Here is a 25308-nt window from a genome sequence, read left to right as displayed (position 1 = left end):
GGTCAGCCCTGCCTGAATGCGCGCTCGCGCAGGTCGTGCCAGGCCACCAGCAGGAAGCCGCCGGCCAGGCCCAGGTGCTCGAAGAACGCGTTGGTCATCATGAAGCGGGCTTCTGGCGGGACTTCCCAGAAGCGGTTGGCGATGAAAGTCGCGCCGACCGTGAATGCCGCCAGCGCCAGTGCGCCCAGCCAGCGCCGCCAGCCCAGCAGGATCATGGCGCAGGCGCCCAGCTCGAGGACGATCGTAGCGACTGCCATCGGCACCGGCGGATTCAGGCCGAAGTGCCGCATCTCGGCCACCGCGCCGGGAAAGTCGGCCAGCTTGAACAGGCCGCCCTGCAGGTAGGCCGCGCACAGCAGCAGCAGGGCCAGCCAATGCATCCAGCGCGGCAGCCCGGTGGCGCCGGTGGGCGCCTGGGGAACGGAAGTCATCGGTTCAGGCATGGCCGGTCTCCGTTGGCCACGGTCAGAAGGCCCAGCATGAGCAGCCCAGCGCGCCCCAGAACGTGCTCTCGTCGGATGCCGGCACGCCAGCGGTCCAGGCCCTGGCATGCGCATGGCCATGGACGCCGCACGAACTCGCGCACCCGCACGCCGTGTTCAGCGCCAGCTTGCGCGCTTCCGGCCGCGGCTGGTAGCCGCCGACGTGGCGCACCGGCGACCAGTCCGGCATCGGGGGAGGCAGCGCCGGCGACAGCTTGCTGAAGTCGGCGTCGCCGTAGACTACCTTGCCGCCCAGGATGGTCAGCACCGAGGTGATGTCCTGGATCTCGTCGCCGGGCACGCTGAAGTAATCGGCCGACAGCACCGCCAGGTCGGCGAGCTGGCCCGCCTTGATCTGGCCCTTCTTGCCGACTTCCGAGGAGAACCACGTGTTGGCCTCGGTCCACAGCCGCAGCGCGGTTTCGCGGTCGAGCAGGTTGGCCTGCGGGTACATCGCCATGCCGCCCACGGTCTTGCCGGTGGTGAGCCAGTACAGCGACACCCACGGGTTGTACGAGGCCACGCGCGTGGCATCGGTGCCGGCGCCGACCTTGACGCCTTTTTCCAGCATCTTCTTTACCGGCGGCGTGGCTTCGGCGGCGCGCGCGCCATAGCGCTCGACGAAGTATTCGCCCTGGTAGGCCATGCGGTGCTGCACGGCGATGCCGCCGCCAAGCGCGGCGATGCGGTCGATATTGCGCTCGGAAATGGTCTCGGCGTGGTCGAAGAACCAGTTCAGGCCGTTGAACGGGATGTCCTTCGCGACCTTTTCATAGACATCGAGCGCACGGGAGATGGTCTGGTCGTAGGTGGCATGCAGCCGCCACGGCCAGCGCTTTTCCGCGAGCAGGCGGATCACCGGCTCCAGGTCGGCCTCCATCGACGGCACCATGTCGGGGCGCTCGACGCGGAAGTCCTCGAAGTCGGCCGCGGTGTAGACCAGCATTTCGCCGGCGCCATTGTGGCGGTAGAGGTCGTCGCCCTGGCCCGGCTTGACCTTGGCGGTCCAGGTCTTGAAGTCGTTCAGTTCTTCCTTGGGCTTTTGCGTGAACAGGTTGTACGCCAGCCGCACCGTCAGCTGCCCGTCCTTGTGCAGCTCTTCGATGATGCTGTAGTCCTCCGGGTAGTTCTGGTACCCGCCGCCGGCATCGATCACGCCGGTCACGCCCAGCCGGTTGACCTCGCGCATGAAATGGCGCGTCGAGTTCTTCTGGTATTCGGGCGGCAGCTTGGGGCCCTTGGCCAGCGTCGCGTACAGGATGGTGGCGTTGGGCTTGGCGAGCAGCAGGCCCGTGGGATTGCCGCGCGCATCGCGCACGATCTCGCCGCCGGGCGGGTTGGGCGTGTCCCTGGTATAGCCGACCGCGCGCAGCGCCGCGCCGTTGAGGATGGCGCGGTCGTACAGGTGCAGGATGAATACGGGGGTATCGGGCGCCACCGCGTTCAGTTCGTCGATGGTCGGCAGCCGCTTCTCGGCGAACTGGTGCTCGGTGAAGCCGCCGACCACGCGCACCCATTGCGGCGCCGGCGTGCGCGCGACCTGGTCCTTGAGCATGCGCATGGCATCGGCCAGCGAGCGCACGCCGTCCCAGCGCAGCTCCATGTTGTAGTTCAGGCCGCCGCGGATGATGTGCATGTGGCTGTCGATCAGCCCGGGGATGGCCCGCCGGCCGTTCAGGTCCACGATCTGCGTCTGCGCGCTGGCCAGCTTCATGACGTCCTGGCGCGTGCCGACGGCCACAAAGCGCCCGTCGCGGATAGCCACGGCGTCTGCCTGCGGGTTGGATTTGTCGAGCGTGGTGAACTTGCCGTTGACGAGGATGAGGCTGGGTGCGGTGCTGGGCTGCATGCCGAAGATCTCCGGGGAAACGGCCGCGCCGAGCGCGGCCGCGGTGCCAATGAACTGCCGGCGGGTAAAACGGCCTCGCGACATCGAACTCAGCCCTTCAGGAAGGCGAGCAGGTCGGCATTGACCTGGTCGGCGTTGACCACGCACATGCCGTGCGAGGCGCCGGGGTAGACCTTGAGCGTCGCGCCCTTGACCAGCTCGGCGGCGCGCCGGGCCGAGGCGTCGATCGGCACGATCTGGTCGTCGTCGCCGTGCAGGATCAGCGTGGGCACGTCGATCTTCTTCAGGTCCTCGGTGTAGTCGACCTCGGAGAACTCGCGGATGCAGGCGTATTGCCCGACGATGCCGCCGGCCATGCCTTGCGCCCAGAAGGCATCGATCGTGCCCTGCGAGACCTTGGCGCCCGGACGGTTGAAGCCGAAGAACGGCACCGCCAGGTCCTGGTAGAACTGCGAGCGGTTCTCGGCCACGCCCTTGCGGATGCCGTCGAACACGTCCAGCGGGAGCCCACCGGGGTTGGCGTCGGTCTTCAGCATCAGCGGCGGCACCGCGCCGATCAGCACCGCCTTGGCCACGCGTTTGGTGCCGTGACGGCCGATGTAGTGCGCCACCTCGCCACCGCCGGTGGAGTGCCCGACCAGCACCGCGTCGCGCAGGTCCAGCGCTTCGATCAGCGCGGCGAGGTCGTCCGCATAGGTGTCCATGTCGTTGCCCTGCGCGGGCTGGTCCGAGCGGCCGTGGCCGCGGCGGTCATGGGCAATCACGCGGAAGCCCTGGCGCGCGAGAAACAGCATCTGCGTGTCCCATGCATCGGCATGCAGCGGCCAGCCATGCGAGAACACGACCGGCTGGCCCGCGCCCCAGTCCTTGTAGAAGATGCGGGTACCGTCTTGGGTGGTGATGGTTTTCATCGATCAGGCCCTCCAGGAAGTGGAAGAAGGCACCTTGCCGGTGCCTGGGAAGCAGGCTTGCGCGCCGGCCGTCGTGGGCGCGCGCAAGCGGGCATCGGGGGATGCCGGGATCAGCGCGCCGGCACCGGCGCCACCGACTCGTGCGGCGTGGCGGTGCGCTGCGGCGCCTTGTGCACCATGGTGTAAGCGTAGTCGACGCCCATGCCGTAGGCGCCGGAATGTTCCTTGACCAGTTTCATCACGGCGTCATACGTGTCGCGGTGCGCCCAGTCGCGCTGCCATTCCAGCAGCACCTGTTGCCAGGTCACCGGCACCGCGCCGGCCTGGACCATGCGCTGCATGGCGTAGTCGTGGGCTTCCTTGCTGGTGCCGCCGGAGGCATCGGCCACCATGTAGATCTCGTAGTTGCCCTCCAGCATCGCGCACAGCGCGAAGGTGGTGTTGCAGACCTCGGTCCACAGGCCGGCGACGATCACCTTGTTGCGGCCGTTGGCCTTGAGCGCGTCGCGGACCTTCTGGTCGTCCCACGAGTTCATCGAGGTGCGCTCCAGCGTCTTCTGCCCGGGGAACACGTCGAGCAGCTCGGGATAGGTGTAGCCGGAGAACGATTCGCTTTCGACCGTGGTGATGGTGGTCGGGATATTGAAGATCTTTGCGGCCTTGGCCAGGCCGACGACGTTGTTCTTCATGGCCTGTCGGTCCATCGACTGCACCCCGAAGGCCATCTGCGGCTGGTGGTCGATGATGATCAGCTGGCTGTTTTGCGGGGTCAGGACTTCGAGCTTCGGGTTAGACATGGTGTCGATCCTCGGGGCAAGGGGTTTGAGCAGGCGTAGGCGGGAGGTGGCCGCCGGCAGACGGCACGGCAGCGCGGCCCGGATAACAAGACTAGACTGTAGGCGCAGCCATCGCCATTGCATGAAGGTATTAGTCGGCCGGGCGGCGCTTGCACAGGAAGCGGGCGAGCGGTCCGGCGCCGGTGCGCGCGGGACTAACACCATGGTATGAGTGACCCGTGCATCTCACCTGGGCTCAAGGCGGTCCATTGCCGATGACGGCCCGCGGTTATAATCCGCTGCTCGTGCGGCCTCGCACGCGTGGACTGGAGATCAGACCGTGACATCCCAAAGCCTGGAGCCTGCCGAAGACAGTGCCTGCGATGACGCGACCGTACTGGTCGTCGACGACGATGCCGGCGTGCGCCATGCGCTCAGCAACCTGTTCCGCTCGGTCGGCCTGGGCGCGGTGCTGTTCGAGTCCGCCGCGGAGCTGCTTGCCTTTCCATTGCCGAATACGCCGTGCTGCCTGGTGCTCGACGTCAGGCTGCGCGGCCCCAGCGGCCTGGACCTGCAGGGCCGGCTGGCCCGCATGGGCGTGCCGCTGCCCATCATCTTCATGACTGGCTACGGCGACATTGCGATGAGCGTGGCCGCGATGAAAGCGGGCGCAGTGGACTTCATTCCCAAGCCGTACCGCGAACAGGACCTGCTCGACGCGGTGGGCGCTGCGCTGGCCAAGGACCGCCTGCGTCGCGAAGGCGCGCGCAAGTCAGACGGATTGCGCGCCAGCTACGAAACCCTTTCGCCGCGCGAGGCCGAGGTCATGGGGCTGGCGGTGTCCGGCCTGCTGAACAAGCAGATCGCGGCCGAGATCGGCATCAGCGAGGTTACGGTCAAGATCCATCGCGGGCAGGCCATGCGCAAGATGAAGGCGCGCACCTTTGCTGAACTGGTGCTGATGGCACAGCAGCTCGGCCTCTGCCAGGCCGGCCAGTGACGGACAAGCCGGCGTTGCGGGCACCGGCGCGCCTGGTCGGGCGCGCCCGCGAGATGGCGCTGCTGACCAACGCGCTGGGCCGCGTGTGCCAGGGCGGCAAATCCGAGCTGGTGCTGATTGCCGGCGCCGCCGGCACCGGCAAGTCCGCGCTGGCCAACGCCTTCTCGCTCCAGGCCGCCGCGCAGACCGGCGCCCGCATTGCCGCCGGCAAGAGCGACCAGCTCCAGCTCGAGATTCCGTATGCGCCTGTGGCGCAGGCCATCCACGCGCTTGCGCTCGGCTTGCTGGACGCGCCGCCGGCCACGATTGCGCCAATGCGCGAACGCTGGCTCGGCGCGTTGGCGGGGCAGGGCAAGGCGGTGGCCGAACTCGTGCCCGAGGTCGAGCAGGTGCTGGGCCGCACGGCGCCGCTGGCCAACGTGCCCGCGCAGCAGGCACAGGCCCGCGCGCAGGCCGCGCTGCTGGCAACCTTTGCCGCCTTTGCCGCGCCGGGCATGCCACTGGTCCTGTTCCTCGATGACCTGCAGTGGGCCGATGCATTTACCATTGCGCTGCTGGAGACCTTCACCCTGCAGCCTCCCGGCGGCATCCTGCTGATCGCCGCGTACCGGGACCACGGCCAGGATGTCGAGCAACGCTTCTCGTGGCTGCTGCATGCGAACCGCGCGCTGGCGGTCACGCGCATCGCCGTCAGGCCTCTGGTACCCGATGACCTGGCCGAGCTGGTCGGCGCCGCGCTCGACGAGCCGCCCGCGCGTATCGCGGCGCTGGCGCACGCAGTGCACGACAGGACCGCGGGCAATCCGTTCTTTTCCTACCAGTTGCTGCGCACGCTGGTCGACGACGGTGTACTGACCAGGCAGGCCGGCGGCACTGGCTGGGACTGGCATGCCGCCGAGGTCGACGACCAGCATTACACCAGCAACGTCGTCGACCTGATGATCCGGCGCTTTGCCAGGCTGCCGCGCGCCGGAACCGAACTGCTGCAACAGCTCGCCTGCGTCGGACTGCGCGGCGATGCCGGCCTGCTGGCCCGCGTGGCCGACGTCAGCGCCGCACAGCTGGCCAGCCGGCTGCAACCGTTCGTCGAGGCCGGCTTGCTGGTGCAGGCGCCGTGCGGCTACGCGTTCCAGCATGACCGCGTGCTTGAATCCGCGTACTCGATGATCGAGCCGCACGCGCGTCCCGCCGAGCACGCACGCATCGCGCAGATCATGATCGGACACTGGCGCGGCGCGCTGGCGGACCATGCGTTCGAGATCTGCAACCAGATCGAGCGCGTGGCCGTCCGTGCGAGCCAGGCGTTGCCGATGCCGCAGCGCGTCGCCTTCGTCGAGGTGCTGCTGGTGGGGGGGCGGCGCGCCTGGCGCTCCGGCGCGATCGGCCAGGCGCTGCACTACATGGACACGGCACAGGCGCTGATGCGGCCGGACTGGTGGGATGCGCACTACGCGCAGGCTTACGCCGTCGACCTGCTGCGTTGCGAATGCCTGCTGGCACAGGCCCGGCTCGATGCCGCCTCGGACGGGATCGACGCGCTGCTGGCGCGCGCACAAAACGCGCTCGACCAGGCCGCCGTGTACCGTCTCCGCGCCAGCCTGCAGACCGTGCGCTCGGACTACGAAGGCGCGATCAACGCTGCCTTGGCCGGGTTGGCGCTGCTCGATGTACACCTGGAGCGCGCGCCTTCCGCGCAGCGCATGCGCGACGCCTGTGACGCCGTGCGCGCCGCGCTGGGCACGCGCCCGATCGCCAGCCTGGCGTCATTGCCCGCCACCGGAGACGCGCGCATCCATGCCGTGATGGGGCTGCTCTCCACGCTGATTTCTTCGCTGTTCGTGCGCGATGGCATCAGCTTCCTGCACGTGGCCAAGATGGTCGAGCTGACCCTCGACCATGGCGCCACGCCGGAGTCTCCGTACGGCCTGTCATGGTTTGGCGTGTTTATCGCCAGCCTGTACGAGAAGTACGAGGACGGGCTGGCGTACGGGCAGGCCGCGATGGCGCTGATCGACCACCATGGCTATGAAGCGGGACGCATCGCCACCCTGGTCGCGGTGGACCAGGTCAGCGCGTGGACGCGTCCGCTGTCGTATGCGCTGAGCCACGCGCAGCAAGCCGTGACCCTGGGGCGCGCCTCCGGCGACATCGGCATGGCCTGCTATGCCTGTAACCATATCGCGTCCGACCTGCTGGTCATGGGCGAGCAGCTGTGCCTGGTGGCGGAAGAGATCGCGCGCGGCCTGGCGCTGACGCGCCAGGTCCAGTACCGGGACATCGAACTGATCCTGCATTCGCAGCTGCATCTCGTGCAGCGGCTGCGCGTGGGCGACGAAGGCGGCAAGGGTGGCAAGGGCGGCAAGGGCGGCGAGGACGGCGAAAGCAGCGGGTGGCATGAGGAAGCCGCACACTGCGGGACCGCCGCGCAACGGCTGGCACGCAGCAACTCGCTGCCGACCCGCTTCTGGATCTACCTGTACGACGGCATGGCCGCGGTGTTCCTGGGGCAGTGGGCGCAAGCGGTGCACAGCCTGCGCCACGCCGAGACGCTGATCTGGTCCGCGCCGGCGCATATCAACGTGGCCGACTGCCGCCTGTTCCTCAGCATTGCGCTGGCGCACGCGCAGGCACCGCAGGCCGCCGCCGACATCGCTGCCCACCGCGCCTGCTTCGCGCGCTGGGCAGCGCTCAACCCGCTGACGTTCCGCAACAAGCTGTTGCTGGCCGATGCCGCGCTGGCGCAGGCGGATGGCGATCCGCTGCGCGCGCTGGCCTGTTACGAGCAGTCGGCCGAGGCGGCAGCGGCGGCCGGCTTCGTGCATGAGCAGGCGCTGGCCCACGAACTGGCCGGCATGCTGTGCGCCCGGCACGGCCTGCATACGGCTGCCCGGCAGCACCTGGCTGTGGCGCGCGCGTGCTACCAGCGCTGGGGCGCCGAACACAAGGCGACGCTGCTGGCCGTCCAATATCCGCAACTCGATGCGCCTGCTGCCGGCGACACGCCGGCGCCGCCCACGCCCCCCACGTCGCCGGTAGCCGGCTGGGAACTCGGCAGGCAGGCGGCGCGTGCCTTGTCCAGCGAGATCGTGATGGATCGGCTGGTCGAGAGCCTGCTGAGCACTGTGATCCTGCATGCTGGTGCCCGCTACGGCCTGCTGGTGCTGATGCGGGACGGCGCGCCCATGATCGAAGCGTCGGGCCGCGTGCTCGACGGCAAGGTGACGGTGGCACTTGGCTCGGCGCCGCCCACCGAGCACGCGCTGCCGCTGGCGGTGCTCAGCAGCGTGCTGCGCACGCGCCAGACGCTGGTGCTCGCCGACGCCATGGTAGACGCGCCGTCGATCCGCACCAGGGCCGCCATCGACAGCGGGGTGCGCTCGGTGCTGTGCCTGCCGCTGGTGCGCGGACACAGCCTGATCGGCGCGGTTTACCTGGAGAACAACAACGCCCCGGGCGTGTTCGGCGCGAACCACGTTGCCGAACTGGAAATGCTGGCGCCGCAGGTCGCGATCTCGCTGGAAACGGCGCGCCTGTATGAGCAGCTGATCGGCGAGAACAACCGTCGGGTGGCCGCCGAGATCAGCCTGCGCGATGCGCGCGCCGAGCTGGCCCGCACCTCGCACCTGACCGTGATGGGCACGCTGGCGGCGTCGATCGGCCATGAAGTCAACCAGCCGCTGACTGCCATTGTCGCGACCGTCGATGCCAGCGCGCGCTGGCTGCAGCGGCCGCAGCCGGAACTCGGCGAGGCGCTGGAGGGCCTTGCCTTTATCCGCCAGCATGCGCTGCGCGCCGCCGACATCGTGCGTGCGCTGCGCTCGCTGGCGCGGCAGGCCCCCGCGGCGCTCGCGCCGCTTTCGCCGGACGAGGTGCTGCGCGAGGTGCTGGTGATGGTGCGGCCCGAACTGGACGCGCACAACGTCAGGATCGTGACCCGGCTGGCTGCCGGCGCCACGCAGGTCGAGGCGGACCGCGTGCAGCTCCAGCAAGTAGTGCTCAACCTGGTCACCAATGCGCTCGACGCCATGGCCGACACGCCGGTCGAGCAGCGTGAGCTGCTGGTGGCTTCATACCGCGAGCAGCAGGAGCAGGAGATGGTGGTGGTCAGCGTGCAGGATCGCGGGACCGGCATTGGCGAAGACGTGCTGCCGCGGATCTTCGACGCCTTTTTCACCACCAAGGGCGACGGCATGGGGATGGGGCTTGCGATCTGCCGCTCGATCGTCGAGGCACACGGCGGCACGCTGGTAGCCAGGCGCCGCCGCGGCGGCGGCAGCGAGTTCATGTTCCGGCTGCCGGTGCTCCACCCGTCGGCACCGGCAGGGCCGGCGGCAGCGCACGAGCCCTGAACCCCTGAGGGCCCGTGCACCGCGGGCTCAGCGCTCCTGCCCCTGGCGCAGCCGAGGCGCCACCGCGCACGCCACCAGCAGCAGTACGGCCATGATCACCAGCCCGTTGCGCGTGCTGCCGGTCGCCTGCTCGATCAGCCCCATCGTCGACGGCCCGATAAAGCCGCCGACCAGGCCGCAGGTATTGATCAGCGCCAGCCCGCCCGCCAGCGCCACGCCCGTCAGCCGCGACGACGGGAACAGGAACACGATCGACTGCACCACAAAGAACATCAGCGCCGTCATCGAGAAGCCGACCAGTGCCAGCACCGGGCCCGCGAACGCGGCAACCAGCAGGCCGGCCGCCATCACGGCCAGGCCCAGGCACAGCAGGCGGCGTCCGCGCTGCGGGGTGTTGGCATGCCGCGGCAGCCAGGCGGCGCCGATGGCTGCGGCAATCCAGGGCAGCGAGTTGAGCAGCCCGATCTCCAGCGGCGTGAGCTTGCCGTACGTGCCGATAATGCCCGGCAGGAAGAAGATCACCGTGTAGATCGCGATCTGGTGGCAGAAGTAGATGAAGATCGCCAGCCAGACCTGCGGATCGCGGATGGCACCCAGGAACGAGTGGCCGCCCGTGCCGGCGCTGCCGTCGGCGGCTTCCGCGGCCAGTTGTCGGCGGACCTGCTGCGCCTGCGCCGTCGTCAGCCACGGCGCGCTTTCCGGGCCGTCGGGAAGCTTCTTCCACACCACCGCGGCCAGGAACACGGCCGGCAGGCCTTCCAGCACGAACATCCATTGCCATCCCTTGAAGCCCCAGATGCCTTCCATGCCCAGCAGTGCGCCGCCGAGCGGACCACTGACGATGTTGGCGATGCAGACGCCCAGCAGGAAATAGCCGACCGCCCGCGCACGGTCCTCGCGGCCGAACCAGTAGGTCAGGTACAGCATCACGCCGGGGAACAGGCCCGCTTCGGCCGCGCCGAGCAGCACGCGCATGATGTAGAAGGACGTTTCGCCCTGGACAAAGGCCATCGCCGCGGACAGCAGGCCCCACGTCACCATGATGCGGGTGATCCAGAAGCGCGCCCCGACCCGATGCATGATCAGGTTGCTCGGGACTTCGAGCAGTGCATAGCTGAGGAAGAACAGGCCCGCGCCGAGGCCGTAGGCGGCCGCCGAGATGTTCAGGTCGACGGCGATATGGGTCTTGGCCAGCGCAATGTTGGTGCGATCGAGAAAGCTGATCACATACGACAGCACCAGCAGGGGCATGAGCTTGCGGAACAGCAGCCCGGTCAGCGGGCGGTCTGTCGGCGCGGCCAGCGATGGCGCGCCGGGGGCGGGTACGGTCTGCATGAACGTGGTCTCCGTTGGGCGGATACGGCGCTGCGCCTCGCGGGTCGCGCGGCTGCCGTTCTGCCTGGTTGATGTCTTCGGTGCCCGCCAGTGGATGGCGGGTGTCGATGGTGGCCGTAGCCTGCCTGCTGCGGCCCCGCCGGCGTTCAGAACGCGGTGCCTGCCGCGCCCTTGAGGTCGAGGATGTCGCGGGCTTCGTCCGGGGTGGCCACGTCGATGTTCAGCGCTTCCAGCACGGTGCGGATGCGCGTGACCTGCTCCGCGCTCGATGCCGCCAGCTGGCCCGGGCCGATCCACAGGGAGTCTTCCAGGCCGACGCGTACATTGGCCCCCATCGCCGCGCCGATCGTTGCCAGCGGGATCTGGCTGCGGCCGGCACCGAGGATCGACCAGCGGAACTGGTCGCCGAACAGGCGCTGCGCGGTGCGGTGCATATGCATCAGGTCTTCGGGATCGGGGCCGATGCCGCCCAGGATGCCGAACACGGACTGGATGAACACGGGGCCCTTGACCAGGCCGCGGTCGAAGAAGTGCCGCAGATTGTACAGGTGGCTGATGTCATAGCACTCGAACTCGAAGCGCGTGCCGTTGGCATTGCCGATGCGCAGGATGTTCTCGATATCCTGGTAGGTGTTCTTGAAGATCAGGTTGCGGCTGTTCTCCAGGTGTTCGCGTTCCCAGTCGTGGCGGAAGTCCCTGAAGCGCTCCAGCATCGGGAACAGGCCGAAATTCATCGAGCCCATGTTGAGCGAGGCCAGCTCCGGCTTGAAGGTCGTGGCCGGCAGCATGCGTTCTTCCACCGTCATGTGCGGGCTGCCGCCGGTGGTGATGTTGATCACCGCATTGGTCTCGGCGCTGATCTTTGCCAGGAAGGGGCGGAACAGCTCGGGATCCTGCGACGGGCGCCCGTCCTTGGGATCGCGCGCATGCAGATGCAGGATGGCGGCGCCGGCGCGCGCGGCGTCGATGGCCGCCTGCGCGATTTCGTCGGCGGTCACCGGCAGGTGCGGCGACATGCTCGGGGTGTGGATGGCGCCGGTCGGCGCGCAGGTGATGATGGCTTTGGCTCGTTTGGCCATGGTGGTTCCCTGGTCTGGCGTTGTTCGGAAATGCAGGCAGCCCGTGCAGGGCAGGGCGCCTTAGCTGAGGGCCTGGGTCAGTCCGTCGACGACCAGTTCCTGGCCGTGTACGTTCGCCGCCTGGTCGCTGCACGCGAAGCGCACCATGTTGGCGATATCGCGCATCGTCACCATGCGGCCCAGCGCCGCCTGCGACGTGTAGTTGCGCGTGACTTCGTCGAGCGGCTTGCCGAGCGATTCCGCCTTGGCTGAAATCACCGCGCGGATGCGCGGGCCGTCGACCGCACCGGGCAGCACCGTGTTGACCCGGATGCCATCCGCGCCCAGCTCCAGCGCCAGCGACTTGGTAAAGCCCACCACGGCCCATTTCGACGCGGAGTAGGCGCTGCGGCCCGGCATGCCGAGATGGCCGGCCGCCGAGGACAGGTTGACGATCGCCGGCGCGTGCCCCTTGCGCAGGCGTGGCACCGCGGCGCGGGTGCACAGGAACTGGCCGGTGATGTTGACGGCGAGGCAGCGCTCCCAGTCGGCCAGCGACAGCGTTTCGACGCCGCCGGTCGGGCCGGCCACGCCGGCGTTGTTGACCAGCACATCGAGGCCGCCCAGCCCCGCATCGATCGCCCGGAACAGCGCTTCGACATCGTCCTCGCGGGACACATCGGCCCTGACCGCCAGCACGCCGGGCAGTTCCGCCGCAATCCGCTCCAGGCTCGCGCCCGACACATCACATACCGCGACGCGGGCACCGGCTTCGACGAAGGCCCGCGTGACCTCCAGGCCGATTCCATCCGCCCCGGCGGTCACCAGTACGCGCTTGCCCGCCAGCGATTCATCCTTCCACATGTATCCGCTCTCCTTGCTTCCAGTGCTTACAAGTCCATGCGACAGGCCAGTGCCTGCCTTCGGAAGCAAGATTAAAACTGTGATCACAGATCGCATATAGCGGATTACCCTATGTGGTATGCTTCGCCGCATGCCCCTGAACGAACTCGTAACGCCGCTGACCCGCCAGACGCTGAGCCGCGATGTCTACACACAGCTGCGCGAGCTGCTGATTACTGGCCAGATGATGCCGGGGGAGCAGATTTCGCTGCGCAATATCGCGGCAGCGCTGGGCGTGAGCGTGATGCCGGTGCGCGAGGCGGTCCACCGCCTGGTCGCCGAGCAGGCGCTGGAACTGACGCCCAACCGGGCGCTGCGCGTGCCGCGGATGAGCGTCAGCCAGTTCGAGGAAATCACCAAGATCCGGATCCAGCTGGAGGGGCTGGCGACGGCCACCGCCGCCGAGCGCATCACCGATGCCGAACTGGCGCGGGTCGAGTCGCTGCGCAGCCGGTTTGCGGCGGAGATGTCGAAGGATCGGCCCGACGGCGCCGCGGTCATCGCCGCCAACCAGGCGTTCCACTTTGCCGTCTATGCGGCGGCAAGGATGCCGATCCTGCTGCAGATGATCGAGTCGCAGTGGCTGCGCATCGGGCCGATCCTCAACCACGACCTGCGTTCCGGATCGCGCCGCGTGGATGAGCGCGTCGCCGTCAAGCATCACGACAAGCTGGTCGAGGCCCTGCGCGGGCACGACAGCGAAGCGGCCTGCGCGGCGCTGCGCGGCGATATCGAGAGCGCGGCGGCCTACATCGTGTCGGCGGGCGTGCTGGTCAATGCGGACGGTATCGGGCCTGCCGCGGCCATGCTGGCGCCGGTGCAGCGGGCGGCCAGGGCGCGGCCGAAGGCGGCTTCGTAGTCGTCCTGATCGCTTCAACAATACGGTACGTGCGGCAAAGCGGGAACATCCCAATATCTCTCGCGCTATACCCGCACCTATAATCCCTGGCACCGTATCTTCGAAAAACCGGTTCGCCCATCCGCGTAGCCGGACCGCTCATGCTCACGGACCAGTCGGAAGCCAGGCAGACCCGCCGTTATGTCGAAAAGCGCGAAGGCATCCTCGATGCCGCCGCGGCGCTGTTCAACCGCAAGGGCGTGCGCGGCACGACGCTGTCGGACGTCGGCCAGCTGGTGGGGCTGAACACCAACAGCATCACGTACTACTTCCGCAAGAAAGAAGACCTGGTGCTGGCCTGCCTGATGCGCACCATCGAGGAAATGCGCGGCCTGGCCGGCGCGGCTTCGCGGCACGGCAGCGCCGGCGAGCGCGTTGCCGCCTTCATCGCGCTGTTTGTCGCGCGGCTGGCGCGCACCGCGGCAGGCGAGCGGCCCGAGCTGATGAGTTTCCGCGAGATCCGCGCGCTGCCGGCCAGCCATGCCGACGTGGCGTTCTCCGCCTACAACGACATGTTCCGGCAGATCCGCGGGCTGCTGCGGGATGCCCCGCCCGCCGATCCGGCACAGAACCCGGCACAGCGCAGCGCGCTGAGCGCGCGGGCCCACCTGCTGCTGTCGCTGACCAGCGGCGCGATGAGTTGGATCGAACGCTACGAACCCGCGGACTATCCCAAGGTCGCGCAGACGCTGGCGGACATCGTGCTAAACGGCATTGCCGCGCCCGGCACCGCATGGCAGCCGGATCTGGATGTCGAAGCGCTGCTGCCCACGCTGGGCCAGCCGGAAACGACGCAGCAGGCATTCCTGCGCGCCGCCACCGAGCTGCTGAACGAGCAGGGCTACCGTGGCGCCTCGGCGGACCGGATCTCGGCACGGCTGAACCTGACCAAGGGCGCGTTCTACCATCACAACGAGAACAAGGACGACCTGATCTCCGCCTGCTTCGACCGCATGTCGGCGGTGATCCGCGATACCCAGACGCTGGCCGACGAGATGCCAGGCACCGGCTGGGACAAGCTGTGCGCGGTGTCGCGCGCGCTGGTGCATTACCAGTTCTCCAGCCAGGGGCCACTGCTGCGGCTGACCATCTACGGGGCGCTGCCGGAAGAGATGCGCGTCGCCAAGATGCAGGACATGGCGCGGCTGTCGACGCGCTTTGTCCGCTTCCTGGTGCAAGGCATGCAGGACGGTTCGATCCGGCCGCTGGACCAGTCGATCGCCGCGCTGCAGGTGCACGGCATGATCAACGCCGCGGTCGAGCTGCGCCGCTGGGTCCGCGACGCCACCTCTGACAACGCCGCCGAGCTGTTCGTGCGGCCCATGATGATGGGCCTGCTGCGCTGAGCCGTGTTTGTCGCCTGCCTGCTGTCAGCCGTACAGATGGCAGGCCACCATCTGCCCGTCGCCGTGGTCGCGCAGCACCGGGTCGGCGCTGCGACACTGCGGCATTGCCGAAGGGCAGCGCGTATGGAAGCGGCAGCCCGAAGGCGGATGCATCGGGCTGGGGACTTCGCCCTGCAGCACGATGCGCTGGCGCTGGCGTTCGGCGCGCACGTCGGCCACCGGCACCGCGGACAGCAGCGCGCGTGTGTACGGATGGCGCGGCTCGGCGTAGAGCTGGTGCCGGGTCGCGATCTCGACGATGCGCCCCAGGTACATCACCGCGATGCGGTCGCTGATATGGCGCACCACAGCCAGGTCATGGGCGATGAACAGGTAGGACAGGCCCAGGCTGCGCTGCAGCGCCATGAACACATTGACTACCTGCGCCTGGATCGACACGTCCAGCGCCGACACCGGCTCGTCGCAGACGATCAGGCTCGGTTTCAACGCCAGCGCACGCGCGATGCCGATGCGCTGCCGCTGGCCGCCCGAGAATTCGTGCGGGTAGCGGTCGGCCATGTAGGGCAGCAGGCCGACCATGTCGAGCAGCTCGGCCACGCGCGCCTGCAGCGCGGTACGGTCGCCGGCCAGGCCATGCACCTGCAGCGGCTCGGCAATGATGTCGCGCACCTTCATGCGCGGGTTCAGCGACGCGAACGGATCCTGGTAGACCATCTGCACGCTGCGGCGGAAGCGTTTTTCGCGCGCGCCGCTGAAGCCGGCCAGGTCCTCGCCGTCGAAGGCGATCCGTCCCGCGCTGGCGGGCAGCATCTTCATGATGGCCAGCCCGGTGGTGGACTTGCCGCAGCCGCTTTCGCCCACCAGCCCCAGCGTCTCGCCGCGGCGCAGCGTGAACGAGACGCCGTCGACCGCCTTGACCGAGCCGACCTGGCGCTTGAGCAGCACGCCGCGCGTCACGGGGAAATGGACTTTCAGGTCTTCGACCTTCAGGATCACGTCGTCAGACTGGAGCGGTTGGCGCGATTGAGAATTGGCCGGGGCCTCGGCGCTTGCGCTGCCATGCGTGCAATCCGTGCGTTCGGCGCGCTCAGGCGCCGCGACGCTGCGCGCCAGGGGCGTGTCAATGTGCGTCATGGAGGAAGCAAGCCTTGAGATGTTGGTCGGAAACCGCGCGCAGCTCGGGCGGCGCCTGCCGGCACTGGTCCTGCGCCAGCCGGCAGCGCGGCAGGAAAGCGCAGCCCGGGCCCAGCGCGGTAAGGTCTGGCGGCTGGCCGTCGATCGGCACCAGCGGCTGGCTGGTGTCGCCGTCCAGGCGCGGCACGCACGCCATCAAGCCGCGCGTGTAGGGATGCGCGGGATGGCGGTACAGTTCGTCCGCGGTCGCCGTCTCCACCAGCCGCCCGGCGTACATCACCGCGACGCGGTCGGCATAGCGCGCCACCACGCCAAGGTCGTGCGTGATCAGGATCAGCGCCGTGCCGGCCTGCTGCGCCAGCCCCTTCAGCAGATCCAGGATCTGCGCCTGCACGGTGACATCGAGCGCGGTGGTCGGTTCGTCCGCGATGATCAGCTTCGGCTTGCAGGCCAGCGCCATCGCGATCATCGCGCGCTGCCGCATGCCGCCTGAGAACTGGTGCGGATAGGCATGGACGCGGCTGCGCGGCTCCGGGATCTGCACCTGCGCCAGCAGTTCCGCGGCCTCTTCGTAGGCGTCGCGCCAGGCGCGGCCCTGGTGCACGCGGATCGGCTCGGCGATCTGCTTGCCCACGGTCAGCGCCGGGTTCATCGACGACATCGGCTCCTGGAACACCATCGCGATGCGGTTGCCGCGGATGGCGCGCATGGCCGCCGGCCTGAGCCTGAGCAGATCCTGTCCCTCGAAACGGATCTCGCCGGACTCGATGACGCCGGGTGGCTGCGGGATCAGGCCGAGGATCGACAGCGCGGTCACGCTCTTGCCCGAACCCGACTCGCCGACGATCGCCAGCGTCTCGCCGGCGGCCACGTCGAACGAGACCCGGTCCACCGCGGTGACCACGCCGCGGTCGGTGCGGAAGCGCGTGGTCAGGTTTTTCACCTGCAGGATTGGCTCTGTCATGGTTGCTTTCCTGTCGACAGTGCGGGTTGACGGTGCGGATTGACGTTGCGGAGGTCAGAACCCGAGTTTCTTCTTCATCTCCTGGTCGATCCATGCCCTGGCATAGATGGGCCCGTTGCGCACGGCGCCGGCGCGCAGCTCGCCGTCGTAGTTCTTGACCCACGGCCACCACGCCGTGAACAGGTAGGGCGTGGGCAGCCAGATATACGGGGCTTCGGCCAGGATGTCGCGGGTCATGGCACGCAACGCTTCCTGGCGCTTGCCCAGGTCGCGCATCTGGAAGGCCTGGTTGACGCGGGCATCGAACCTGGGGTCGTTCCATTGCGAGGCGTTCCACACCTGTCCCGCGACGAAGCTCTTGCGGATCGTCGTGGTCGGGTTGGTATGGCCGTTGCTCATCATGTAGCCCGGCGCATTGGTCCTGGTGGTCATCGCCGACAGGAAGGCGCCGTACTCCATCGGCTGGATCTCGATGCGCACGCCGACCTGCTCCAGGTAGGCCCCGATCAGCGGCAGCATTTCCATATGGTCCTGGCTGCAGGCGCAGACCTGCACCTTGAACTTGAAGCCCTTCGGGTAGCCGGCCTCGGCCAGCAGCTTCTTCGCCTTCTCCGGGTTGTAGGTGAAGAGCTCCTTGACCGATTCCGGCATCGCGCTCAGTGGCTCGAAATAGCCGGTGTAGTCCGGGTGCTGCGGATAGGCAAACAGCTCGGCATTGCCGCCGTAGTACTGCTTGACGATTTCCTGCTTGTTCACCGCCATATTCAGGGCGCGGCGCACGCGGATATCGTTGAACGGCCTGGTGTCGACGCGCAGGGCCAGGTACTGCCCGGTGTAGGAGAGCCAGCGTGACCACTTGAGCTGCGGCGCGCTCTTCTTCAGTTCATCGACTGCGGTCCAGCGCACCATTTCCAGCACGTCGAGCTTGCCGGTGCGCAGCATGGTGTTGCGGGTGGCCTCGTCCTTGACGGTGCGCAGTATGACCTTGTCGGCAAAGGGCAGCTTGTAGTCCTTGCCGCCGATCTTCTCGGTGTCCCAGTACTGCGCGTTCTTTGCATATGTGCTGGAATTGCCCTGCACGAACTGGCTCAGCGTGAACGGGCCGGAGCCGGTGACGTTCTTCCAGTTCGCCGCGCCCGCGGTGGCGACCTCCCTGGGCATGATGCCGGAGTAGTAGCCCCAGCCGAAGCGGTAGTCCCATTCCGCATTGAACTCCTTGAAGCGGAACACGACCGTGTGCTTGTCCACGGCCTCGACCTTGCTCAGGTGGTCGAAGTAGGTGGGGATCTTCTTGGCGCTGGCGTTCTGCCGGCTGTAGCTGAACACTACGTCCTCCGCGGTCAGCTCTCGCTCTTCCATCACGCCCGGCTTGGCCGGGAAGCGCACGTTCTTGCGCAGCTTGACTTCGAGCGTGAGCGGATCGGTCCATTTCCAGCTCTCGGCCAGCTCGCCGCGGATGGCATCCTCGGGCAGCCAGGCGTCGGCCTGGAAGGCGTACTTGCCGCCGTTGCGGCGGGCCTTGGACAGATCGGCGGCGAAGAGCTGTTCATAGACCTGGCCGGTGTCGTAGTTCTGCTTCCAGTTCCAGTCGCCCAGGTCCCACGACAAGGCGGAGATGGTAGGGTAGACCGAGCCGACTTCGATGGTGCCGCCATACTTCGGCGCTTCCGCCTGGGCGGCTGCCGTGCCACAGGCGAAGGCCGCGGCCATTGCCGTCGCCGCCATCGCCAGGCAAGCCCGCCTCGTCATCCTGCCGTCCGTCTTCACGCTGCGCACCATCGTCTGCTCCTTTGGGGATCATGATGTGCCGGCTCGATACCCGATACGCCGGCGGCTCGTCAATCTGCTGTTCTCAGCGGCTGCCCCGCATGCGCGGGTCGAGCAGGTCGCGCAGGGCGTCGCCATACACGTTGATCGCATAGACCACGATCGTCAGGCAGACGCCAGGCGCCAGCGCCAGCCAGGGGCCCTGGAACATGAACGTGCGTCCGTCACCGGACAGCATGCCGCCCCAGGTCGGCGCCGGCGGCGGCACGCCGAGGCCGAGGAAGGACAGGCCGGACTCCGCCAGGATTGCGGTCCCCACGCGCGTGGTGAACAGCACGATCACCGGCGGCAGCACATTGGGCAGGATATGGCGCCACAGGATGCGGCCGGTCGAAGCGCCCATCGACTGCGCCGCATGCACGTACATGTTCTCGCGCACCGACACCACCGCGCTGCGCACGATGCGCGAGCCACCGATGCCGAGCAGCAGGCCGAGCGTGCAGACGATCTGCCAGCTGCCCGGGCCGAGCACCGACACCACCACGATCAGGATCACCAGGTCGGGAAAGCTCATCCACGCGTCCACCATGCGCTGCACCACCAGGTCGAACTTGCCGCCCAGGTAGCCGGTCAGGATGCCCAGCACCAGCGAGATTGCCGTGGCCAGCGTCGCCGCCGCCAGCCCGATCACCACCGACAGCCGGGCGCCGTACAGGCAGCGCGAGAACATGTCGCGGCCGAGGTTGTCAGTGCCGAACGGATGCGCCCACGAGGGCGGCTGCAGCCGCGCCATCATGTTGATCTGGTTCATGCCATATGGCGCCAGCAGGTCGGCGAACACGCCGCAGAACAGGAACACCGCGCAGATCACCGCGCCGGCGGCGCCCAGCGGCTTGTCGCGGAACAGCCGCCGCAGCAGCGCAAAGCGGGGCTGTCGTTGCCGGGCGGAGCGGGGCGGGGCGCCAGGCAGCGTGCCAGGCAGGGTGGCGGAAGCGGCTTGCGGATCGACGGTCGGGGGTGCCATCAGCGGTGCCTCACTTTGGGGTCGAACAGGCCGTAGCTCAGGTCGACGAGCAGGTTGATCAGCATCACCGCGACGCCGACCACGAGGAAGACGCCGGTGATCAGCGGATAGTCGCGCTGGTGCACGGCATCAAGCAGCAGCAAGCCCATGCCCGGCACGACGAAGATCTGCTCGATCACCACGGCGCCGCCGATCAGCAGGGGCGCCTGCAGGCCGATCAGCGTCACCACCGGGATCAGCGCATTGCGCAGCGCGTGCCGCAGGATCACCAGGGGCTCGTTCAGGCCCTTGGCCCAGGCGGTGCGGATATAGTCCTGGCGCAGCACCTCCAGCATCATGGTCCGCGTCATGCGCATGGTGATCGCCGACAGCGCCATGCCCAGCACGATGGCCGGCACCAGCATCTGCCTGACATGCTGCACCGGGTCTTCCAGGAAGGGGACGTAGCGCACTTCCGGCGACCAGCCCCACCATACCGACGGGAACACCATCACCATCGTGCCCAGCCAGAAGCTGGGCACCGCCAGCATCAGGATCGAGAAGGAACGCGCCACATAGTCGGCCGCCGTGTCCTGGCGGATCGCCGACAGCACGCCGATCGGCAGCGCCACCGTCAGCGCCACGGCGAGCGCCAGCACGCCCAGCGAGAAGGTCGCGGGGATGCGCGCCATCACCATCCTCAGCACCGGCTCGCCTTGCCACAGCGACTGGCCCAGGTCGCCATGCAGCACGATATTGCCGACCCAGTGCAGGTACTGCTCCCACATCGGGCGGTCGAGGCCGAGCGCGCGGACCAGGTCTTCGCGGGTGCGGGTATCGGCGCTGATGTCGTTCTGGCTCAGCATCAGGTCGACCACGTCGCCCGGCACCAGCCGCACGATGGCGAACACGATGATGCTGGCGAAGACCAGCGTCGGCAGCAGCGCCAGCAGGCGGCGCAAGACATAGGCGCTCATTGCAGGCCTCCGTGCGGAGGCCGGCAATGCTGCCTGACGCCAGCCGTTGCGGTCGCTATCGGGAATACGGGTGCCCAGGGACTTGCCGACATGCTGCCTCCTTGCTGGCGGTCGGACCGGTGCGGGCGCATGGCGCCGCAACCGGGGCATCCGTTGTCGCCTCGGTGTTGCGTGATGTCCTGCAGGCCCCTGCGGATGGGGCCGCCTGTCTCAATCGCTCAGTCGCTCAGTCGCTCAGTCGCTCAGTCGCTCAGTAGCCGCGCAGCGTGGCCCAGCGGTCGAGCTGCCAGTTGGCGTCGCCCAGCCATTCCTGCGCGGTGCGGGCGCGCTTCATGAAGAAGCCGATATCGAATTCATCGGTCATGCCGATGCCGCCGTGCATCTGCACGCCTTCCTGCACCGCCAGCGTGGCGGTATCGCCGGCCTTGGCCTTGGCCACGCAGACCAGCGGCTCGGGGCCATCGGCATGGCCTTCGTCGAGCCGCTGCTGGCAACGCAGCACGGCGGCGCGGGCGAGCTCGATCTCGGCGAAGAGGTGCGCGGCGCGGTGCTGCAGTGCCTGGAACTCGCCGATGGCCTTGCCGAACTGCCTGCGCTCCTTCAGGTAGGCCAGCGTGCGCGCGAAGCTGGCATCGGCGATGCCGAGCAGCTCGGACGACAGCACGGCGCGGCCGATGTCGAGCACCCGCTCCAGCATCTGCGCGCCGCTGCCCACGCTGCCGAGCAGCGCATCGGCCGGTACCCTGGCGGCGTGGAAGACGATGCGCGCGGCGTTGGTGGCATCGGGCAGCACGCAGCGCTCCACCTGCACGCCGGCATGGTCGCGCGGGACCAGGAACAGCGAGATGCCGTCGCCCGCGCCAGTGCCCGTCCGCGCCGCGACCACCTGCGTATCGGCCACGTGGCCGTCGACCACGAAAACCTTGCCGCCATCGAGCACATAGCCGTCCGCATCGCGCCGCGCCTGCGTGGCGATGCGCTCGGGGCGGTGCCGGGCGGTTTCATCCAGCGCCAGCGCCATCAGGTGCCGGCCCGCGGCGATCTCTGGCAGCAGCGCCCTGCGCTGGCCTTCGTTGCCGTACAAGCCGACCAGCGCGGCGCCAAGCACGGCGGTGGACAGGAAGGGCAGCGGCGCCAGCGTGGTGCCGATCGCTTCCGCGATCACGCCGGCCTCGACCGCGCCAAGGCCACTGCCACCGTACGACTCGTCGATCATCACCCCGGCAAAGCCCAGCGCGGCGCAGCGCTGCCACAGCTCCCGCGAGAAGCCGACGGGGTCGCGGGTGTCGCGCAGCGTGCGCAGCGCGGAGATCTGGGCGTTCTCTTGCAGGAACGTCATGGCGCTGTCGCGCAGCATCTCCTGCGTGTCGGTCAGTACGATAGGCATGGCGGCGTCTGGCAGATGTGGGGTCATGGAGGATTACGCGGCGGCTCAGGCGCCGGGCAGGCCGAGCAGGCGCTTGGCGATGATATTGAGCTGGACCTCGCTGGTGCCGCCCTCGATCGAGTTCGCCTTGGTGCGCAGCCATGCCCGCGCCAGCGCACCTTCCTGGCTGCGCGCGCCTTCCCATTCGAGGGCATCGGTGCCGCCTGCCGACATCAGCAGCTCGTAGCGCCGCTTGTTCAGTTCCGCGCCGTAGTACTTCAGTACGGACGAGAACGCCGCCATGCCTTCGCCTTGCCGCGCCAGGTCGCGGGCGCGCTCGCCGGCCGCGGCAAAGGCCGCCTCGTCGACCTCGAAGCGCGCGATCTGCGCGCGCAGCATCGGGTCGTCGAGCCGATGGCGCTCGTCCACGCCGATGACCCTGGCGGCATGGCGCCCCAGCGGCTGGCGGAAGCCGCGGCTGCCGATCGCGCTGATCATCTCGCGCTCATGCGTCAACAGGTACTTGGCGATGGCCCAGCCGCCGTTGAGCTCGCCGACGAGCTGGTGGCGCGGCACCTTGACGTCGTCGAAGAAGGTCTCGCAGAAGGGCGACTTGCCGGAGATGAGCACGATCGGACGGGTCGAGACACCCGGCGACGCCATGTCGAACAGCAGGAAGCTGATGCCGGTGTGCTTTTGCGCCGCGAAATCAGTGCGCACAAGGCAGAAGATCCAGTCGGCCTTGTCGGCATACGACGTCCAGATCTTCTGGCCGTTGACCAAAAAATGGTCGCCGCGCTCTTCGGCGCGCGTCTGCAGCGCGGCCAGGTCAGAGCCGGCGTTGGGTTCGGAATAGCCCTGGCACCAGCGGATCTCGCCGCGGGCAATCTTTGGAAGATGTTCTTGCTTCTGCGCCTCGGTGCCATATTTCAGCAGCGCGGGCCCGAGCATGGAGATGCCGAAGCTCTGCAGCGGCACGCGGCAGTTCAGCCGCTGCATCTCGGCGCGCAGCACCCGTGCCTCGGCCGCGCTCAATCCGGCGCCGCCATACTCGCGCGGCCATTCCGGTACGGTCCAGCCCTGTTCGGCCATCCGCTGCAGCCAATGCCGCTGCGCTTCTGACTGATAGCGGAACTTGCGGCCGCCCCAGCAGATGTCTTCCTCGTCCTGCATCGGCAGGCGCATCTCAGGGGGGCAATTGGCCTCCAGCCAGGCGTGTGCCTGCTGCCGGAACGTTTCCAGTGCGTCCAAGCTCGTCTCCTTGTTGTGCGCCTGTGGGCCCGTGCCCTGCGCTGTTGCCTGGCGGCCGGCAGGATCAGGGGCACTGCATCAGCAGTCTTGTTTTTCGAAAAACGTCGACGGCCACGCAGCGGCAGGAACTTTTATACAAGCCGCACTTGGCATCGTCAATACTCCAAAACCTAAACCGGGCGGCAGGTCGCTGTCATCGGGGATCGGAAGGCAAGGCGGAGATGGGACGGTGGCAGCCACCGCCAAGGCCTGGCCGGACTAATGCGGTGCAGCAAAGATCGGGGCAAATATGCGAGATTTTCATGGCATGTATGGTGAGAATCGTAGGGCTTGTGCCGCCTTGCCACCTTCCCGGCCGGTCTCGCGTCTTCGCTGCCGGCGCCAGCTCGCCGTCTCAATGCCGAAATTTCGAAAGCACGCCAAGTCCTCATCCTCGAAAAACGAACGCTTGTGCTAGCATTTATCGTAGCCATACCAAAAACACGAAAATGCATCCGGCATCGCACTGGGGCCGGACCCATAGCGGGAGACGACGTGACAACGCAGGCCGGCATGAGCGGCGCGCTGCTGGGCGAAGCCGCGGAGGTGGAGCAGCAACGGGCCGAGCAAAATTTCCGCGACCATGTCGACCGCCACCTGCCGCGCAATGCCAGGGCATTCCTGATCCACGGCATGCTCGGCATGACCGGCTTCCGGCTGGTGACCGCACCCACCTTCGTGCCCGCTTACCTGTACCTCTTATCCGGCTCCAAACTCACGGTCGGACTCGTGCTCGCTGCGCAATATGCCGGCATGGCCGCCTCGTCGATCTGGGGCGCGACGCTGATCGAGCATCGCCAGCGCGTGATGCCGCTGATCTACCTGGTCGGCTGGCTGGTGCGCGGCCAGATCCTGGGGCTGGCGCTGTCGGCGCTGCTGCTGAGCGGGCGCGGCGCGCTGATGGCCGCGGCAGCGTTCCTGCTGCTGTTCGGGCTGCTCAACGGCGTGCAGAACGTCAGCTTCAACTACCTGACCTCCAAGATCATCCCGCTGGCGCGGCGCGGGCGCCTGACGGCGCTGCGCAATTTCTTCGGCGGCCTCACCGCGGCGGCGGTGGCGTGGATGGGCGGACGCTACCTGGTCGGCAATGACGTGTTCGGCAATGGCTATGCCGCCACCTTCCTGGCTGCCTTCGTGCTGACCAGCCTGGGGATCTCGGCGCTGGCGGGCATGCGCGAGCCGGCGCTGCACGACGTGCGCATGCGCGCCGGCTTTGGCCGGCGCGTGCGTGAGTTGCCGGCGCTGCTGGCAGCCGACCGGGGATTTCGTGCGCTTTTTCGCGGCGCGGGCACTGGTGGCGCTGGGCATGATGGCGATGCCGTTCTATGCGATCTACGCCGGCCGGCTGCTGGGGCTGGATGGCGCCACGCTCGGGTACCTGAGCCTGGCCTACCTGCTGGCGCAGACGGGCAGCAACCTCGCCTGGGGCCGCGTCGCGGACAGGCATGGCTACCGGCTGGTGTTCCTGGCCAGCATCGCCACGTGGATCGCCGCCACGGCATGGCTGCTGGCGTGCGCCACGCTGCCGGGCTTCCTGCTGGCGTTCTGCGGTTTGGGTGCGGGCTTCGGCGGCTTCTTTATCTCGGCGGACAACCTGGTGATGGAGTTCGGCGCACGCAAGGACCGGCCGATGCTGCTGGCGGTTTCCGACACGGCCACGTTCGGCATGATGGCCGTCGGGCCGGTGATCGGCGGGCTGCTGGCGCAGTCGGTGCACTTCCCGCTGGTCTTTGTCGTTGCCATCGCGGTCAAGCTGGCCGCCTTCGTGCTGGCACTTCGCATTGCCGATCCGCGCTCGCGCCGGGCCGGCCCGGACCGCGCTGTCACGCCCGTCGAGCATGTGGCCGGCCTGCCTGACTGAGACATGCGCGGTCGGCCGATTCCCCTTTTCCCTTTCTCC

General features: G+C 68.1%; 20 protein-coding genes. 5 read left to right on the top strand and 15 right to left on the bottom strand.

Annotation, left to right across the window (positions count from 1 at the left end; translation table 11 throughout):
- Positions 1–2 precede the first annotated feature (2 nt).
- From J8I34_RS09035 to J8I34_RS09020, 4 genes are all read right to left on the bottom strand, one after another.
- Positions 3–443: a DoxX family protein gene (locus J8I34_RS09035; protein WP_209768892.1), complete on the bottom strand. Its 441-nt coding sequence runs from the start codon at positions 441–443 to the stop codon at positions 3–5.
- Between the two features lie 22 nt (positions 444–465).
- Positions 466–2331 carry an amidohydrolase gene (locus J8I34_RS09030; RefSeq protein WP_209805854.1) on the bottom strand — a complete coding sequence of 622 codons (1866 nt, stop codon included), beginning with the start codon at positions 2329–2331 and terminating at the stop codon, positions 466–468.
- A gap of 89 nt (positions 2332–2420) precedes the next feature.
- Positions 2421–3242 carry an alpha/beta fold hydrolase gene (locus J8I34_RS09025; RefSeq protein WP_209768896.1) on the bottom strand — a complete coding sequence of 274 codons (822 nt, stop codon included), beginning with the start codon at positions 3240–3242 and terminating at the stop codon, positions 2421–2423.
- A gap of 110 nt (positions 3243–3352) precedes the next feature.
- On the bottom strand, positions 3353–4039 hold the full coding sequence (locus tag J8I34_RS09020; RefSeq protein ID WP_029048265.1) for a hydrolase: 687 nt from the start codon (positions 4037–4039) through the stop codon (positions 3353–3355).
- Positions 4040–4358: 319 nt separating this feature from the next.
- Here J8I34_RS09020 and J8I34_RS09015 point away from each other — a divergent pair, with 319 nt between their 5' ends.
- Both J8I34_RS09015 and J8I34_RS09010 read left to right on the top strand, forming a co-directional pair.
- Positions 4359–5018 carry a response regulator transcription factor gene (locus tag J8I34_RS09015; protein ID WP_209805853.1) on the top strand — a complete coding sequence of 220 codons (660 nt, stop codon included), beginning with the start codon at positions 4359–4361 and terminating at the stop codon, positions 5016–5018.
- Positions 5015–9367, top strand: coding sequence for a trifunctional serine/threonine-protein kinase/ATP-binding protein/sensor histidine kinase (locus tag J8I34_RS09010; RefSeq protein WP_371748052.1), 4353 nt, complete (start codon positions 5015–5017; stop codon positions 9365–9367). The genes J8I34_RS09015 and J8I34_RS09010 overlap by 4 nt, the downstream gene beginning before the upstream one ends.
- 27 nt (positions 9368–9394) lie before the next feature.
- Here J8I34_RS09010 and J8I34_RS09005 read toward each other — a convergent pair whose 3' ends face one another.
- The 3 genes from J8I34_RS09005 to J8I34_RS08995 all read right to left on the bottom strand — a co-directional run bounded on the left by J8I34_RS09005 (position 9395) and on the right by J8I34_RS08995 (position 12624).
- Positions 9395–10702, bottom strand: coding sequence for an MFS transporter (locus tag J8I34_RS09005; RefSeq protein WP_029048263.1), 1308 nt, complete (start codon positions 10700–10702; stop codon positions 9395–9397).
- Between the two features lie 146 nt (positions 10703–10848).
- A complete protein-coding gene (gene kce / locus J8I34_RS09000) occupies positions 10849–11781 on the bottom strand; it encodes a 3,5-dioxohexanoate:acetyl-CoA acetone transferase (protein WP_209805852.1) in 933 nt (310 codons plus the stop codon).
- A 60-nt stretch (positions 11782–11841) separates the two neighbouring features.
- On the bottom strand, positions 11842–12624 hold the full coding sequence (locus tag J8I34_RS08995; protein WP_209805851.1) for an SDR family oxidoreductase: 783 nt from the start codon (positions 12622–12624) through the stop codon (positions 11842–11844).
- Positions 12625–12742: 118 nt separating this feature from the next.
- On the opposite strand from J8I34_RS08995, the gene J8I34_RS08990 reads away from it, so the two are divergent.
- Positions 12743–13522 carry a GntR family transcriptional regulator gene (locus tag J8I34_RS08990; RefSeq protein ID WP_209805850.1) on the top strand — a complete coding sequence of 260 codons (780 nt, stop codon included), beginning with the start codon at positions 12743–12745 and terminating at the stop codon, positions 13520–13522.
- Between the two features lie 140 nt (positions 13523–13662).
- A complete protein-coding gene (locus tag J8I34_RS08985; RefSeq protein WP_209768907.1) occupies positions 13663–14907 on the top strand; it encodes a TetR/AcrR family transcriptional regulator in 1245 nt (414 codons plus the stop codon).
- 24 nt (positions 14908–14931) lie between these two features.
- On the opposite strand, the gene J8I34_RS08980 is transcribed toward J8I34_RS08985, so the two are convergent.
- The 8 genes from J8I34_RS08980 to J8I34_RS34700 form a co-directional block, all read right to left on the bottom strand.
- A complete protein-coding gene (locus J8I34_RS08980) occupies positions 14932–16041 on the bottom strand; it encodes an ABC transporter ATP-binding protein (RefSeq protein WP_209805849.1) in 1110 nt (369 codons plus the stop codon).
- The gene (locus tag J8I34_RS08975; protein ID WP_209768918.1) at positions 16028–17005 is read right to left on the bottom strand and encodes an ABC transporter ATP-binding protein; all 978 of its coding nucleotides are present in this window, start codon (positions 17003–17005) and stop codon (positions 16028–16030) included. The genes J8I34_RS08980 and J8I34_RS08975 overlap by 14 nt, the downstream gene beginning before the upstream one ends.
- Before the next feature lie 54 nt (positions 17006–17059).
- Positions 17060–18784 (bottom strand): ABC transporter substrate-binding protein, encoded by a 1725-nt coding sequence (locus J8I34_RS08970; RefSeq protein ID WP_029048256.1) that lies wholly within the window; start codon positions 18782–18784, stop codon positions 17060–17062.
- 73 nt (positions 18785–18857) lie between these two features.
- On the bottom strand, positions 18858–19796 hold the full coding sequence (locus J8I34_RS08965; RefSeq protein ID WP_209805848.1) for an ABC transporter permease: 939 nt from the start codon (positions 19794–19796) through the stop codon (positions 18858–18860).
- A complete protein-coding gene (locus J8I34_RS08960; protein WP_029048254.1) occupies positions 19796–20752 on the bottom strand; it encodes an ABC transporter permease in 957 nt (318 codons plus the stop codon). Before J8I34_RS08960 ends, J8I34_RS08965 begins: the two co-directional genes overlap by 1 nt.
- A 250-nt stretch (positions 20753–21002) precedes the next feature.
- On the bottom strand, positions 21003–22139 hold the full coding sequence (locus tag J8I34_RS08955) for an acyl-CoA dehydrogenase family protein (RefSeq protein ID WP_209805847.1): 1137 nt from the start codon (positions 22137–22139) through the stop codon (positions 21003–21005).
- Between the two features lie 45 nt (positions 22140–22184).
- Entirely contained in the window at positions 22185–23369 is a 1185-nt protein-coding gene (locus J8I34_RS08950; protein ID WP_209805846.1) for an acyl-CoA dehydrogenase family protein, read from the bottom strand.
- Positions 23370–24107: 738 nt separating this feature from the next.
- Positions 24108–24716, bottom strand: coding sequence for a hypothetical protein (locus J8I34_RS34700; protein WP_245175849.1), 609 nt, complete (start codon positions 24714–24716; stop codon positions 24108–24110).
- On the opposite strand from J8I34_RS34700, the gene J8I34_RS34695 reads away from it, so the two are divergent.
- A complete protein-coding gene (locus tag J8I34_RS34695) occupies positions 24676–25269 on the top strand; it encodes an MFS transporter (protein WP_371748051.1) in 594 nt (197 codons plus the stop codon). The two genes, J8I34_RS34700 and J8I34_RS34695, sit on opposite strands and share 41 nt — an antisense overlap.
- The last annotated feature ends 39 nt before the right edge of the window (positions 25270–25308 follow it).

The sequence above is a fragment of the Cupriavidus phytohabitans genome, from assembly GCF_017815025.1.
Taxonomy (GTDB): Bacteria; Pseudomonadota; Gammaproteobacteria; order Burkholderiales; family Burkholderiaceae; genus Cupriavidus.
Note: the sequence above shows the minus strand (reverse complement) of the source record. Positions and strands in the feature narration are given on the sequence as shown.